Source organism: Aeromonas sp. XH (genome assembly GCF_033348475.1).
Lineage (GTDB): Bacteria > Pseudomonadota > Gammaproteobacteria > Enterobacterales > Aeromonadaceae > Aeromonas > Aeromonas sanarellii.
Window position 1 is genome coordinate 1,298,387 of the sequence record NZ_CP137630.1, and the last position, 13,493, is coordinate 1,311,879.

At 61.7% G+C, this 13,493-nt stretch carries 14 protein-coding genes; 3 read left to right on the forward strand and 11 right to left on the reverse strand.

Features of this window, described 5'->3' with window-relative positions; all coding sequences use genetic code 11:
- The first annotated feature begins 228 nt into the window (after positions 1–228).
- Positions 229–1,170 carry a hypothetical protein gene (locus R2B70_RS06205; RefSeq protein ID WP_318162896.1) on the forward strand — a complete coding sequence of 314 codons (942 nt, stop codon included), beginning with the start codon at positions 229–231 and terminating at the stop codon, positions 1,168–1,170.
- Positions 1,171–1,247: 77 nt separating this feature from the next.
- Entirely contained in the window at positions 1,248–1,790 is a 543-nt protein-coding gene (locus tag R2B70_RS06210; protein WP_318162897.1) for a hypothetical protein, read from the forward strand.
- A 184-nt stretch (positions 1,791–1,974) separates the two neighbouring features.
- On the opposite strand, the gene R2B70_RS06215 is transcribed toward R2B70_RS06210, so the two are convergent.
- From R2B70_RS06215 to R2B70_RS06245, 7 genes are all read right to left on the reverse strand, one after another.
- On the reverse strand, positions 1,975–3,015 hold the full coding sequence (locus R2B70_RS06215) for an IS481-like element ISAs19 family transposase (protein WP_318162898.1): 1,041 nt from the start codon (positions 3,013–3,015) through the stop codon (positions 1,975–1,977).
- A 333-nt stretch (positions 3,016–3,348) separates the two neighbouring features.
- A complete protein-coding gene (locus R2B70_RS06220; protein WP_042077281.1) occupies positions 3,349–3,564 on the reverse strand; it encodes a DUF465 domain-containing protein in 216 nt (71 codons plus the stop codon).
- Between the two features lie 276 nt (positions 3,565–3,840).
- Positions 3,841–4,431, reverse strand: coding sequence for a hypothetical protein (locus tag R2B70_RS06225; RefSeq protein ID WP_042077283.1), 591 nt, complete (start codon positions 4,429–4,431; stop codon positions 3,841–3,843).
- An 11-nt stretch (positions 4,432–4,442) separates the two neighbouring features.
- Positions 4,443–5,789 (reverse strand): MATE family efflux transporter, encoded by a 1,347-nt coding sequence (locus R2B70_RS06230; RefSeq protein WP_318162899.1) that lies wholly within the window; start codon positions 5,787–5,789, stop codon positions 4,443–4,445.
- A 137-nt stretch (positions 5,790–5,926) separates the two neighbouring features.
- A complete protein-coding gene (locus R2B70_RS06235; RefSeq protein WP_042077286.1) occupies positions 5,927–7,750 on the reverse strand; it encodes a SulP family inorganic anion transporter in 1,824 nt (607 codons plus the stop codon).
- Between the two features lie 70 nt (positions 7,751–7,820).
- Entirely contained in the window at positions 7,821–8,405 is a 585-nt protein-coding gene (locus R2B70_RS06240) for a nucleotidyltransferase family protein (protein WP_042077288.1), read from the reverse strand.
- Positions 8,395–8,652 carry a GNAT family N-acetyltransferase gene (locus R2B70_RS06245; protein WP_042077290.1) on the reverse strand — a complete coding sequence of 86 codons (258 nt, stop codon included), beginning with the start codon at positions 8,650–8,652 and terminating at the stop codon, positions 8,395–8,397. The genes R2B70_RS06240 and R2B70_RS06245 overlap by 11 nt, the downstream gene beginning before the upstream one ends.
- 153 nt (positions 8,653–8,805) lie before the next feature.
- Between R2B70_RS06245 and cysM the strand changes: the two genes are divergently transcribed.
- On the forward strand, positions 8,806–9,696 hold the full coding sequence (cysM, locus tag R2B70_RS06250; protein ID WP_318162900.1) for a cysteine synthase CysM: 891 nt from the start codon (positions 8,806–8,808) through the stop codon (positions 9,694–9,696).
- 6 nt (positions 9,697–9,702) lie between these two features.
- Here the strand turns inward: cysM and R2B70_RS06255 are convergent, their stop codons facing one another.
- The 4 genes from R2B70_RS06255 to R2B70_RS06270 are packed head-to-tail and all read right to left on the reverse strand — an operon-like array spanning position 9,703 to position 13,424.
- The gene (locus R2B70_RS06255; RefSeq protein ID WP_318162901.1) at positions 9,703–10,887 is read right to left on the reverse strand and encodes an iron-containing alcohol dehydrogenase; all 1,185 of its coding nucleotides are present in this window, start codon (positions 10,885–10,887) and stop codon (positions 9,703–9,705) included.
- Positions 10,888–10,904: 17 nt separating this feature from the next.
- A complete protein-coding gene (locus tag R2B70_RS06260) occupies positions 10,905–11,411 on the reverse strand; it encodes a hypothetical protein (protein WP_318162902.1) in 507 nt (168 codons plus the stop codon).
- Positions 11,401–11,991, reverse strand: a complete 591-nt coding sequence (locus R2B70_RS06265) for a TetR/AcrR family transcriptional regulator (protein ID WP_318162903.1) — start codon at positions 11,989–11,991, stop codon at positions 11,401–11,403. The genes R2B70_RS06260 and R2B70_RS06265 overlap by 11 nt, the downstream gene beginning before the upstream one ends.
- A gap of 8 nt (positions 11,992–11,999) precedes the next feature.
- On the reverse strand, positions 12,000–13,424 hold the full coding sequence (locus R2B70_RS06270; protein WP_318162904.1) for a coniferyl aldehyde dehydrogenase: 1,425 nt from the start codon (positions 13,422–13,424) through the stop codon (positions 12,000–12,002).
- Between the last annotated feature and the right edge of the window lie 69 nt (positions 13,425–13,493).

Sequence of the window (13,493 nt, forward strand, 5' to 3'; positions counted from 1 at the left end):
GGGCCATTGGCCCGCCTCCTTTTATCTAGAGACAAAAAGCGTTAATAGAGAAAAATTATCCAGAAATCATGGCTACTATCTTGAAATACGTCGTTAGTAGCATATTGAAAGTCATTACAATGCTGTTGATATATTAGGCGGGGCTGGGCAAGATAAAGTGAGCGGTAGCATATTTTTATATGGATGCTTTTCGCATAAAAATCTATGGATTTAATACAGGGGGTTAATGTGTTGACAACAGTGATTACTAGTGTTCTCGGTACGTTATGTGTTGCTGTAGTTTTGGCGGTGGTAAAAAGTCGATGGCTGTACGTCATTGCGCCAAAACTGTACCTAAACACTCCAATTAGTGATGGTCAGATAATTTCCATCAATATCTTTAATGCAGGTTTAACAGCAGAAGAAGACGTTGCCGTTACATTTCGACAAGCGTGTAAATTTGAGTTGATTGGCACATCAAAAAGCACATTGGCTGTGAATGGAAAAACCCTCTCCATTCCAAAATTATCACGGCTTGAATCCATCACAATCGTATTACTGATAGAAGGAAAAGCTTTTGACCCGGTAGATATTGAAAGTATCGAATCAAAATCAACGAAGGGTAAAGTCGTTGAGAGCAAGGAAAAAGCTTCTGCTATATGGCAGCATGTTATTGTAATTCCAGCTCTTGTTCTATTTCTTGGGGTGCCGTTCTTTTTTGGTACTTTTGTCGGTGCAGAAATGAAAATATCTGCATATGCCTATCTAAATGAAAAGTTAGAAATAATAGGCCATAGCAAGCAGCTTGCAGGTTTCAAGACTTCTTTACGAGAGATTCATGCTGACAAGAAGTTCGAAGGGGCTATTAGAAATTCAAAAATTTCTATGGAAATTATTGAGGTTGTTAGGCGAGGAGACGTCTTAACAATAACCACAAAACTCTCCAATAATACTAAAGAGCCACTTATGATTGAGGGCTACCTTAAAAGCTCTGCCGGTGAAAAAGGTCCTCTGAGCTTTTGGGATGAAAAAATAGATAGTTTTGCGTTGGCACCTGGCGACCAGAAAACGGTGAAACAAAAAGCATTTCTTCCTGAATCTCTTTCGGTCAAGATAATCGAAAATATCTTCTCAATTAATAATCTGTCAGGTGGTTCGATAATGATTTCACAGTTAATGGAATTCAGTTAATGTAAAAACTAGCTTTTGTTATGTACTTCATCAGGAAGATCAACTTGTTGTCTATAAGCTCAATTTTAGGAGCCTAAATGGAGGGCGAATTGATGGTAAAAAGGAAAGAATTGAAATTTGCACACGAAGATGCGGTGCTGCTTGGCTTTATAGGTTATATCGAGTCGAATGGTGGTCATATTGAGATTGTTGACAAGCCTGATCCACCAGAGGCGATAGTGAAAATTAATGGTAAAAAGACATGGATAGAGGTGACTGATGCTTTTTTAGATAGAAGGCATGCAATTAGCTTAACATCGTGTTCTTCAGAAGATGTTGAAGATCAACCTGATGATAGACGTATGATCATCGAGCCAGATGCAATTTTTCGAAGTCAGTTAGTTAGTGTCATATCTAAAAAATACGAAAAAAAGTCAATGATAAAAATAAAAGACGAGCTAGGTGGTGGAATCCTGTTGGTTGGAGTGTTTACTCCGTTTAATACGGCTCGAGGAATAGTGCAAGAAGAAAACAAAACTATAGAGAAATTAATCCAATCAAAGCCTTGCAAAGTTTTTAACGAAATTTATGTGTACGATGGTACTGGAGCTCGAGAATACTGTCGTATTTATCCACTTTGATCATAATTAATACTTAAAAAACCGTTGTGGTCACTGTTGTTGTAGCTGAGGTTTTCGAATATGTGCTGTCAACAGCCTTAAGCAGACGTTATGTTTTCCCTTAGCCCCTAAAAAGCTGACTAAGATGCCACCAATTGTACAGATCTAGTTATCACCTGACACCGGCCTCAAACCGGTGTCTTGTTTACGCTACTTTAGTGCGCACTTCCTTCGGTATCAATTTCAGACCCTTCTTGAACATGCTGTAAGGCGTCTGTCCCTCCATCATCCTGCCCTGATGTGGCCGCTGGGTGTTGTAGTGTTCCAGGTAGCTATCCAGGTCTGTCTGCATCTGCTCTACCGACTCATACCAGGTCGTCCTCCCCTTGATACGGAAGTGTTCATCCAGCAGTGTGCGATGCAGCCGTTCGATAAAGCCGTTGCTCTGCGGCCTGCGTACCTTGGTTGTCCGGTGCTCAATCCCCTCCAGTTGCAGGAACAGCTCGTAGGGATGGTGGTCAGCTCGTCCACAGAACTCGCGCCCGTTATCCGACAGGATGGTATAGACCCGTGCCTCGTGGGCCTCGAAAAACGGCAGTACCGTTTCATTGAGCACATGAACCGAGGTCACCGGCAGCTTGCTGGTGTAGAGCCGTCCCCAGGCGTGGCGGCTATAGCAGTCCAGCACGGTTTGCAGATACACCTTGCCAACCCCCTTGAGCGCGCCGACGAAGAAGGTGTCGACCGCCACCAGTTCTCCGGTGTAGTGAACCTCAATCTGGCGTTCGCGAAACTCGGGGCTGAAGCGTTCGAGCAGGCGAATCTGCTCGTCATTGAGCTCAATGGTCTGCTCCCGGTGAGTTTTCTCAAGGCGCAGCAAGCGGTCGTGTTTGGAGAGCAAGTCGTGCCGTTGCCACACGCCACGCACACCGCCCGCACTGACATTGATGCCTTGCAGAGCCAGTTCTTGCGCGACCCGCAGCGGGCCATGAGTTGGTCTGGTGAGGGAGTAATCGAGGATGGCGTGTTCAATCTCGGGAGCGACCCGATTGGGATGAGCCCCTTTACAGCCGGGCAATTTGTCGAGCAAGCCCTCGGCGCCATAGGTCTGGTAATTACGGCGAATTTCGTAGAACTGCTGACGGCTGTAGCCGATGAGCTTGCAGGTTTTGCTGACATTATTGAGCTCTTTGGCGAGCTCTAGCAGGCTGAGTTTGCGACGTGCTACTTTCTCGTTGGTGGTCATACGGTGACTCCAGATAACACGGTAGGGGTACCGTTTTGTTATCCGGTTTGAAGCCGTATGACCACTCCCTTTTGTGGGCAACTGTCAGGTGAATACCGTCTCCATACACACCAATTCTCTTTGCAGGCCAAGGCTTTCTTTTCATTCCAAGCCGGTAGCTGTGGGGCAAATAGCGTCAAGCAGGAGAGGGGATGATGACAAAGCAAGATATAGCCGGGACGATCGGCATTCTGGGGGGCTGGCTTGGGCTGCCGCTGGCGGCGGAGCAATAAAAAGCCCGGCTTTAAGCCGGGCTGGGGGATAAGTTGCTTATCCGGGTATTCGTCGAGGCGTCTAGTGTGGATGTTGTCTGAGGATGTCGTATATCTCCTCTTTCAGTTTGAGTTTCTGTTTTTTCAGATCCTTCACCTCGGCGCTGTAGTCGCTGGCATGGTGTTTCTCCAGCTTCCGGATCTCCGCATCCAGGTCGGTGTGCAAGTCAAACTTCTCTTGGAATTGGACATCACTGCTCTTCAGTTTCGAGATGAGATCTCTGTACTCCGGAAACATGTAATGAAGCCTCCTTGTTGTCGTTTGATGTGCCTTGACCTTCAAACTACCCCTTCCATCGGGAGATAAACGTGATCCCGATCCAATTCGGGGCCATCCCTTAGCTGCAGGCCGTGACCGATTTTTAACTGATTGAATCGCAAGTGGATTGACTGCCAGAGTGCGGAGAGGAGAGGCGAAAACTGGGATCGGCTTCACAGTATGGCACTAGGCCGTGCCGGGGAGACGGACAGCAAGAAGGGGCGCGAGGCCCCTTCTTGCTAACAGGTGTGGTGTTTACTCTTTTTTCTTTTTCTTCTCCGGCAGCGGCTGACCGTCTCGGGCGATCACCTTGCCCACCTCGAAGCCGATCTGTGCCGCCAGCTCTTCCAGATCCGGTGCCTTGGCCTCGTTGCCGATGGCGTACTGGTAGTTGGCGATGGTGATCTTCTCGGCCACCGGGGTGCCCGGGACTATGGGCTCGCGCCAGCCCTGGCCCACATGGGCCACCAGGGTGCCGTTCATGATGAGCTCGCCGACGATCTCCTGGGTGGGGATGCCCTTGCCATAGGTCAGGCCCTGGGGGTGCTTCTTGCCGACCAGGGGCTCGCTGCTTGCGGGCATCAGCTTGGTGCGGATCAGCCACTTGGGCGATTTGGTCTTGCCCACCGCCTTGCCGGTCTGGTACTCGTTGATCTTGATGGTCTTGATCATCTGGGCCATGAACTCCTTGGTCAGGGCCTTCTGGGCATCGCTGGTCTCGTCGATGACGATGGGGGCCACATACCAGGTCTGGGGCGCCTGCGCCTTGGGGGCCGCCGGGGCGGTTTGCGCCATGGCGAGCGGGCTGAGCAGGATGGCCGTCAACAAGAGTCCGATTTTCTTCATGGTGATTCCGCTTATGTTTCGACAAGAATTTTGTTTTGCCAGCGACGACTGCGCCAGCGCCAGAACATGGCCAGACCGCGCACCCACTCGTCGCAGGCGAGGGCCAGCCAGATGCCTACCAGGCCATAGCCCTGCATGATACCAAGGAAATAGGCCAGGGGAACGGCAATGCCCCACATGGAGATGAGCCCCATGTAGAGCGGGAAACGGGCATCCCCGGTGGCGCGCAGGGCGTTGATCACCACTAGGTTGAAGGTGCGGCCGGGCTCGAGGATGAGGCTGATGAGGAACAGCTGGGCCACCTGGGTGATGATGTCGGCGTCGTCGGTGAACAGGCTGATGATGGCGCGGCCGTTGAGAGCGGCGGCGATGGCGATGGCGGCGGTGACGATGAGGCCGAGTTTCAGGCTCTTCATCAGTTGGCGATAGGCCTGATCGAAGCGTCGGGCCCCCGCCAGGTGGCCGATGATGATCTCGTTGCCAAGGCCGATGGAGAGGCCGAACAGCAGGATGAACAGGCAGATCTGGAAGAAGTAGGACTGGGTCGCCAGCGCCTTGTCGCCGAGCAGGCCGACGAAGGCGGTCACCACCATGAACTGCAGCATCCAGGAGAGGTTCTCCCCCGCCGCCGGCAGCCCGATGTGCAGCACCTTGTCCAGCATGGCGCGGCTTGGGCGGACGATCTCGGGCAGACGTAGCCGGATGCCGGTCTTGCGGGCCACCAGCCATACCAGCAGCACCACCCCGACGATGCGCCCCGCCACCGTGCTGATGGCGACCCCGGCGACCCCGAGCTGGGGCAGGCCGAACCAGCCGTAGAGCAGCAGCAGGTTGCCGACGAAGGTGATGAGGTTGACGATGAGGGTCACGTACATGGCCTGGCGGGTGTGCCCGTGGGCGCGCAGGGTAGCGGCCAGGCAGAGGGCCGCCGCCTCCGGCAGCAGGCACAGGCCGATGATCTGCAGGTAGAGACTGCCGTCGCTCATCAGGTGGGCGGGCAGATTCATCAGCGCCAGCATGGTGCCGGCCCCGGCGATGACGCCGATGGCGGCCACCAGCCCCACCAGCAGGTTGAAGCCGATGGCGGTGTGAATGACGACGCGGGCCTTCTCCTTGTCGCCGGCCCCCAGGTACTGGGTGATCACCACGCTGGTGCCGATGCTGACAAAGCTGAACAGGGTGATGGCGAGATCGAACACCTGGTTGCCCACCGCGAGCGCCGCCACTCCCTGGTAGGAGACGTGGCCCACCATGAAGGTGTTCAGGGCCCCGGTCAGGAAGTGTAGGGCGAGATCGATGAACAGTGGCCAGGTCAGGGCGAAGAGGGTGCCCGGCCCGGCGTGGGATTGAGTCTGCATGGGATATCCGGATGCTGGTGATGGCCCTCGTCAGGGCCAGCTGGACGGGCATTTAACACCAAGCGGGGGCGGGGTGCAATCCTGCTCTCGGGGAAGCGAGTGCGGGCCAGCGCTCGGGAGGGCGCCGGCCCGCCGTGTCAGACCGGGGTGGCGCCCGCCTCCTGCTCGCAGGGATGGGTGAGGCGCGCCGAATCGGGCAGCTCGTCGTCCCGCGGCCAGCGGGTGAGCAGGGCGTCCGTGGTGCTCTCCACCACCTCGTCATCCCTGAACACAGGCTCCCGGTAGCAGCGGGTCAGGCGCAGGGCCTGGTACATGTCGGGGCACAGGACTATGCCCTCGTCGCCGACCCGGATCCCCGCCTGCTGCAGCCAGTGGGTCATCTGGCTGTGGCGGCCGGCCATCACCATGTGGATGCCCCGTCGCCTGAGCTCCTTGTGCAGCTCCCCCACCATGGTCATCACGCTGATGTCCTGGTGGGTGAAGCAGGCCACCGCATCCACCACCAGGCATTGGGGGCTGCGGGGATCCTGTACCAGCAGCGCCAGCACCCGGCGCTTGAAGTAGGGGGCGTTGAAGTAGGTCAGCGGCGAGTTGAAGCGGTAGACCAGGATGCCGGGAATGGCCTTGGCCTGTTCGTTGTCCCCCAGGGTGCGCACCACCCCCTCGTCGTCCATGCCGAGCAGCTGGTCGGTGGGGCGCATCACGTTGCGCAGGAACTGGAACAAGCCCAGCAGCACCGCGAGGGTGATCCCCGGAATGACCCCCATGGCCAGCACGCTGACGAAGGTGACCAGGGCCAGCCAGAAGGCGGCGCGGTCGGAGTCGCGCAGGGCCCAGAGACCGCGAAAATCGGTCAGCGACAGGGAGGCCATCACCAGCACCACCCCGAGGGCGGCGGTGGGGATGTATTGCAGCGGCGCCGTCAGGTAGAAGGTGACCAGGGCGATGACGGCGGCGGCGATGATGGAGACCAGCTGGCTCTTGCCGCCGTTGGCATCGTTGACCGCGGTGCGTGAATCCGCCCCGCTGATGGCAAAGCCCTGGGAGGCGGCGGCCGCCAGGTTCGCCATCCCCAGCGCCCGGAACTCCTTGTCCGCATCGATCTCGTAGCCGTTCTTGGCGGCGAAGCTGCGGGCGGTCAGCATCATGGAGACGAAGCTCACCATGGCGAGGTTGAGGGCGGGCAACACCAGCTCGCGCATCAGGCCGGGGGGAAACTCCGGCATCTGGAAGGCGGGCAGGCCCGAGCCTATGGTCCCCAGGGTGGCGATGTCGAACTGGCCGAGATTGAGGGCCCACACCAGGGCCGCCGTCACCACCATGGCCACCATGGAGGAGGGCCAGGCCGGCTTGTAGCGTTTGGCCAGCAGCAGGGTGAGCAGGGCGACCAGACTCATGGCCAGGGTCGGCAGGTGGGTCTGGGTGAGGTAGTCGGTGCCGTTGAGGATCCGCTCGATGAGGTAGCGCTCGTCGAAGGTGAAGCCGAAGATCTTGGAGAGCTGGCCCACCATGATGGTGATGGCCACCCCGTTGAGCAGCCCCATCAGGATGGGGCGGGAGAGGAAGTCCGCCAGCACCCCCAGCTTGAAGCGGCTGGCGATGAGGCACCAGAAGCCGGTCATGGCGGTCATGGTCATCACCAGCTGCCACTGGCGGGTGGGATCGCCGGCGGCGAGCGGCGTCACCACGGCGGCGATGACGGCGCAGGTGGCGGCGTCCGGGCCGACGATCAGCTGGCGGGAGGTGCCAAAGAGGGCGTAGACCACCATGGGCAGGATGCAGGAGTAGAGGCCGACGATGGCGCCCACCCCGGCGAGCTCCGCATAGGCGATGGCCACGGGCAGTGCCACGGCCGCTACCGACAGGCCAGCGCGAAGATCCGGCATCAGCCATGCCCGCTGGTATTGCAGCAGGGCGGCGAGCCCCGGCAGCCAGCGTTCGAGAGAGAAGAAGTCGCGCATTATTTAACCCATTGAGTTACAAACAGCTTTTCCTTAGTGTGCCCAAGGTTGTCAAAATATTGCAATCCGGTCATGGCCAGTTCACGACCAGGTCAGGCCAGATCTGCTGCCACCCCTTGGCCCTGACCCGTTCGGTAAAGACCCGGCTCTCCTGGCGACAGCGGGGGTTGGGGTCCACCTGCAGGGACCAGTTGGGGGCAAAGCCGTAGGGGGCCAGCCACTCGAACCCGTCGTCTGCCAGCAATCTGACCCCGATGCAGGTGGGCACCTCCACCCAGTGGCCGAGGGCCGAGAGCGAGCTGGCAAAGGGAGGAACCCGCTGGCGCAGGTGCATGCGAGCCTGGTTGCGCACCTCCCAGCGCTGCTCAGGCAGGCGGGCGCTGAGCCAGGCTTCGTGATCGGCCTCGGCCCGCCCCTCCGGATCCCCCTTGTCCAGATAGATAAGATCGATGTCGTTGAGGGGGGTCGGTGCCGGTTTGCGATGCAGGTGATCCCAGATGAGGTTGCGCACAAACCCCGCCCCTAGCGCCCAGTCGGGCAGGGCCAGCTCCCGCGCAGCCCGGAGGCAATCCATGCGCCGGTCATCCGCCCGCAGCAGGGCTTCGGTTTGTGCCTGGAGGTGCGCCTCTCGGGCCGCCCCTGTCTCAGCCGGCATTGCGGCGCAACCAGACGTCGATGTAGCTGCAGCTCGGCACTATGGTCAGCCCCTCTGCCTGGGTCCAGTCGTAGAAGTTGCGGGCCAGCCGGTCGGCGATGCCCTGTCCGCGCAGCTCGGCGGGCACCTGGGTGCTGTAGGCTTCGACGGTGACCGCGTCCAGCCTGCGATAGGCGAGGCGGGCGAGCTTGCCGTCCACGGTGCAGACAAACTGCTGTTGATCGGCCTGGTGAAGAATGTCGCTCATCTTGGCTCCTCTCTGGGTGAATGGGGGGATCAGAACATGTCGGGCACGCTTTGCCAACGTCATTCTTTGCCGCCGTGGCGGGCTCGCTTACACTGGCCAGCCTGCGAATGGTCGCAAGGCAAGGTATAGAACATTGACAGAGGATGGATCCCCATGGCCTTCGCCACCCTGGAAGATCTGATCGGCAACACCCCGCTGCTGGCGCTGCGCCGCATCAACCCCTATCCCGACGTGACCCTGCTGGTGAAACTGGAGGGCAACAACCCCGCCGGCTCGGTCAAGGACAGGCCGGCCCTGAACCTCATCAAGTGCGCGGAGGCGAGCGGTCACTTAGCGCCCGGGGCCCGCCTCATCGAGGCCACCTCGGGCAACACCGGCATCGCGCTCGCCATGGTGGCGGCGGCCAGGGGCTACCGGATGCGGCTCATCATGCCGTGCACCATGAGCCAGGAGCGGCGCGACGCCATGCAGGCCTATGGTGCCGAGCTGGTGCTGGTGGACGATGGCATGGAGGCCGCGCGGGATCTCGCCCTTGCCATGCAGGCGCGGGGGGAAGGGCTGGTGCTGGATCAGTTCAACAACCCCGCCAACCCGGATGCCCACTACCTCTCCACCGGCCCCGAGATCTGGCGCCAGAGCGAGGGGGCAATCACTCACTTCGTCTCGGCCATGGGCACCACGGGCACCATCATGGGGGTCTCACGCTACCTCAAGGAGCAGAACCCGGCGGTGCAGGTGATCGGCCTGCAACCGGCCGAGGGGAGCCAGATCCCCGGCATCCGCCGCTGGCCCGAGGCCTATCTGCCCGCCATCTTCGAGCCCGCGCGGGTCGATCGGGTGCTGGACGTGACGCTCGACGAGTCCCTCGCCACGATGCGCCGCCTGGCCCGGGAGGAGGGGATCTGCTGTGGTGTCAGCTCGGGGGGCGCCGTGGCCGGTGCCCTGCGGGTGGCGGCCGAGCTCAAACAGGGGGTGGTGGTGGCCATCATCTGCGATCGGGGGGATCGTTACCTCTCCACCGGGGTCTTCACTCCGGCGCCCTGATCCCCGCTAGGCCCACACCCGCTCCAGCAGGGCCAGCAACTGGTCCCTGTCCGCGTCCTTGCGGTTGTAGAGCAGGGCGCCGTCGTCGATGGCGAGATCCCGTATCTCGGTGAGCAGTGAGCGGTCGGTCACCCCGGCCTCCGCCAGGGTGCGCGGTAACCCCACCGTCTGCCAGAGGTGGTCCCGCAGGCGGTTCAGGGCATCCAGGCTGGCCTGGGGTCGCAGCGCCTGTGGGGTCGCTGCGAAGCGCTCCGGTCCCGCGAGCGGCAGCAGCAACCGGGCGAGCTCCTCATCGATCTCGGGCCTGTTGTAGTCGAGCACCGTGGGCAAAAACAGGTTCATGCACAGGCCGTGGGGCAGGTGGCAGCGCGCCCCCAGGCTGTGGCCGAGGGCGTGCACCAGTCCCACCATGGAGTTGGAGAAGGCCATGCCCGCCAGGGTGGAGCCCTCCGCCAGTTGCAGCCGCAGGCGCTTGCCCTGCGGCTGCTGCAATACCCTGGGCAGGGCGTCGGCTATCTTCTCCACCGCCATCAGGGCCAGGGCGTCGCTGACCGGGTTCTTGGCCGTGCCGATGAAGGCCTCGATGGCGTGGGTCATGGCGTCCATGGCGGTGGCGGCCGTGATGGGCAGCGGCAGCCCCAGGGTGAGGCGGGGGTCGAGCACCGCCAGCCGGGGCAGCAGGAAGGGGGAGGTGAAGGGCACCTTGCGCCCGCTCCCTTCGTCCCTGATCACCGCCACCAGAGTCACCTCCGAGCCGGTACCCGCCGTGGTGGGCACCACCGCCAGGGGATTGAGGGGCCGGGTCAGGCAGCCCGCCCCGGCGTGATCCAGCAGCCGCTCCCCGCCCAGGGTGACCAGGATATTGACCGCCTTGGCGGTGTCGATGACGGAGCCGCCCCCCAGGGCCACCAGGCTGTCGCAGCCGAGCTCCCGCCACCGGGCGGCGATCCGCTCCACCACGGCGGTGGAGGAGTCGGCCGGGATCTCGTCCCAGATGGCGGCGACCGGCAGCCCCCCCTCGGCCAGCACCCCGGCCAGCAGGTTGGCCAGGCCCGTGCCGCCGACCCCCTTGTCGGTGAGCAGCAGCGGGCGGCGCGCCCCCAGCGCCATCAGCTCGTCCGGGAGCTGTTCCAGCGCCTGCTCCCCCGCCATCAGTTTGACCGGGCAGAAGAAATCGTAATAGCGGCTCATGGTGTTCCTCTTCGTGTTCAACCGGTCAAGAGACCCAGGTAGATATGGCAGGCCCGTGCCAGCTTGCGGGGCGGGTGCGGGTAGTGGCGCAGCAGAGGCCGCACCACCAAGGCGGGCAGGATCAGGCTCTGCAGCTGCTCCAGCGCCCGCACCAGGTGCATGGCCGCACCGGGATCCCCCTCCACCTGCAGCCGGTTCTCGCAGAAGGCCTGATTGATGCCGAGGCGAAAGCTGAGGACGCGAAAGGCGACGGCGGGGTGCTTGAAGCGCACTCGCAGCGGGTGCAGCCCGCCGGAATCGAGCGCCGCGCCGCTCTGCCAGCGGCCCCCCGACTTGTGCAGGGTCAGCCCCCGTCTCATGCCGTTCACCTCCAGACGGATGACAAGGCCGTCCGGCAGGGGCGCGAGCTCGCGGCGCACCGCCTCGTCGACCCGGGCGGCGCGGCACAGGGTGCGGCCGATGATCCAGAGCAGGCCCCCCATCCAGAGGCGCCTGCCTGTGACGAGCAGGGGCTCAGTGCCCATGGCGGCCTCCCGCGATGGCGGACCAGAACAGGGTGAAGGCGCTCTCCTGCCAGTGGGGGTCCTTCCCGAGCTCCGGCTGATCCACGAACAGGGAGGCGCAGGCCAGAAACTGGCTCTGGCACACCTCCAGCATCAGGACGGGGGGCGCCGGCGTCAGCTCGCCGCAAGCCTGCCCCAGGGCCAGCAGGCGCGGCAGGAAGGGCAGGGTCTCCCCCAGGATCTGGCTGCGCAGGGGGCGGGCCAGCAGGGGGGAGTGGAAGAAACCCAGCACGAACCTGAGCTCCCTGGGGTGGGCCTGCATCCAGGTCATCGCCTGGCCCCAGTAGTGGCGTGCCTGCTCCTCGAGGGGGAGCGCGGGGTCGGCCTCGCTGATGGCGGCGCCCAGGCGCGCCTTGATCTCCTGATAGAGGCTCTGGATCAGCTCCTCCTTGCTGGGAAAGTGGTGAAACAGGGTCCCGTTGGCGACCCCGGCCGCCTTGGCGATGCGGGCGGTGGCGGCACCCTGCAGGCCGTCTTCGGCGCACAGGGCGAGGGCGGCCTCCAGGATCTGGCGGCGTTTGTCGGTCATGGGGTCTCGCATGTCGCCTCCTAGCGCAGGAGCAGGGCCATCATCAGCCGCTGGTACCAGCGCCGATAGGGGGGGTGAATGAGGCTGCCCGTGCTGAAGCGCCCGCGGCGCAGCACCGTCTTCGCCTTGGAGAAGGTGAGGAAGCCCTCGCGACCGTGGTAGTGGCCCATGCCGGAGGGCCCCAGGCCGCCGAAGGGGGCGTCGTCCGCCGCCGCCTGGAACAGGCTCTCGTTGATGGCCATGCCCCCGGCGTGGGTCTCCCGGATGAGGCGGCGCTGCAGGGGCTCATCCAGGCTCATCAGATAGAGCGCGAGCGGGCGGGGCCGTGCCGCCACATAGGCGATAGCCTCGTCGATGTCGTCGTAGGGCACCAGGGGCAGCAGGGGGCCGAAGATCTCCTGCTGCATCACCTGGCAGTGCCCGGGCACCTCGGTCAGCAGGTGGGGCACCAGCCGGTGGGCGCCGTCATCCCGGGCGGGCGTCGCGCAGGGGTGCACCTGGGCGCCCGCCTGCCTCGCCTCGTCCAGCCAGGTGGTGAGCCGCTCATACTGGACCGCGTTGATGATGGAGCCGTAGTCCTGGCTATCCAGTCCCTTGGGGTAGAGGCGGCGAAAGTGCGCCTGATAGGCCTCGATAAAGGCCTGTTCCTGCCCCCTGGGCAGCAGCACATAGTCGGGGGCCACGCAGATCTGGCCGGCGTTCAGGCTCTTGCCGAAGATCATCCGCTCCACCGCCAGGGCCAGGGGCATGTCGGGGGCGATGAGGCAGGGGCTCTTGCCGCCGAGCTCCAGGGTCAGCGGCGTGAGCTGGGGGGCGGCGGCGGCCATCACCATACGCCCCACCGCTGTGGAGCCGGTGAACAGCAGATGATCGAAGGGCAGGGTGCTGAAGGCGGCCGCGAGCCCGGCGTCCCCCTCGATGACTACCACCTCGTCGTCGTCAAACACCGTCTCCAGCAGGGTGCGCAGCACGGCATTGGTGTGGGGGGTGAACTCGGAGAGCTTGATCATGGCGCGATTGCCGGCGGCCAGGGCGGTGATGAGGGGGCCTAGGCTCAGCATCACCGGGAAGTTCCAGGGCACCATGATGCCGACCACGCCGAGGGGCTGGTAGTGCACCTCGACCCTGGCAGGCGCCAGCAGCAGGCCCGCGTGGCGACGCTCCGGCCTCATCCAGCCCTTGAGCCGTCTCAGGCTGTAGTCGATCTGCATGACGCAGGGCAGGATGTCGGCGATCAGGCTGTCATAGCCGCTGCGCTGGCCGTAGTCCAGGGCCAGGGCGTCGCACAGGGCCTGCCGCTGGGCGAGCAGCGCCCCCTTGAGCCCGAGCAGCCAGGTGCGGCGCTGCGCCAGGCTCGGCATGGGGTTGGCCTGACAGGCCTGCCTGAGGCGGATCAGCTGCTCGGGCAGGGAGAATTTGTCCGGTGGGGAGAGAGGAGGGGTCATGGCAGGCTCCGCACATAAAATGACCGACTGATTAGTCGGTCCAAATCTAGCGGGTCGTTGCCAACTTGT

Coding starts and splice junctions, on each gene's coding strand:
- R2B70_RS06255 (WP_318162901.1), bottom strand. CDS start 10,887: ATGAGCCGCTATTACGATTTCTTCTGCCCGGTCAAACTGATGGCGGGG.
- R2B70_RS06260 (WP_318162902.1), bottom strand. CDS start 11,411: ATGGGCACTGAGCCCCTGCTCGTCACAGGCAGGCGCCTCTGGATGGGG.
- R2B70_RS06270 (WP_318162904.1), bottom strand. CDS start 13,424: ATGACCCCTCCTCTCTCCCCACCGGACAAATTCTCCCTGCCCGAGCAG.
- R2B70_RS06220 (WP_042077281.1), bottom strand. CDS start 3,564: ATGTTTCCGGAGTACAGAGATCTCATCTCGAAACTGAAGAGCAGTGAT.
- R2B70_RS06235 (WP_042077286.1), bottom strand. CDS start 7,750: ATGCGCGACTTCTTCTCTCTCGAACGCTGGCTGCCGGGGCTCGCCGCC.
- R2B70_RS06225 (WP_042077283.1), bottom strand. CDS start 4,431: ATGAAGAAAATCGGACTCTTGTTGACGGCCATCCTGCTCAGCCCGCTC.
- cysM (WP_318162900.1), top strand. CDS start 8,806: ATGGCCTTCGCCACCCTGGAAGATCTGATCGGCAACACCCCGCTGCTG.
- R2B70_RS06265 (WP_318162903.1), bottom strand. CDS start 11,991: ATGCGAGACCCCATGACCGACAAACGCCGCCAGATCCTGGAGGCCGCC.
- R2B70_RS06240 (WP_042077288.1), bottom strand. CDS start 8,405: ATGCCGGCTGAGACAGGGGCGGCCCGAGAGGCGCACCTCCAGGCACAA.
- R2B70_RS06245 (WP_042077290.1), bottom strand. CDS start 8,652: ATGAGCGACATTCTTCACCAGGCCGATCAACAGCAGTTTGTCTGCACC.
- R2B70_RS06230 (WP_318162899.1), bottom strand. CDS start 5,789: ATGCAGACTCAATCCCACGCCGGGCCGGGCACCCTCTTCGCCCTGACC.
- R2B70_RS06215 (WP_318162898.1), bottom strand. CDS start 3,015: ATGACCACCAACGAGAAAGTAGCACGTCGCAAACTCAGCCTGCTAGAG.
- R2B70_RS06210 (WP_318162897.1), top strand. CDS start 1,248: ATGGAGGGCGAATTGATGGTAAAAAGGAAAGAATTGAAATTTGCACAC.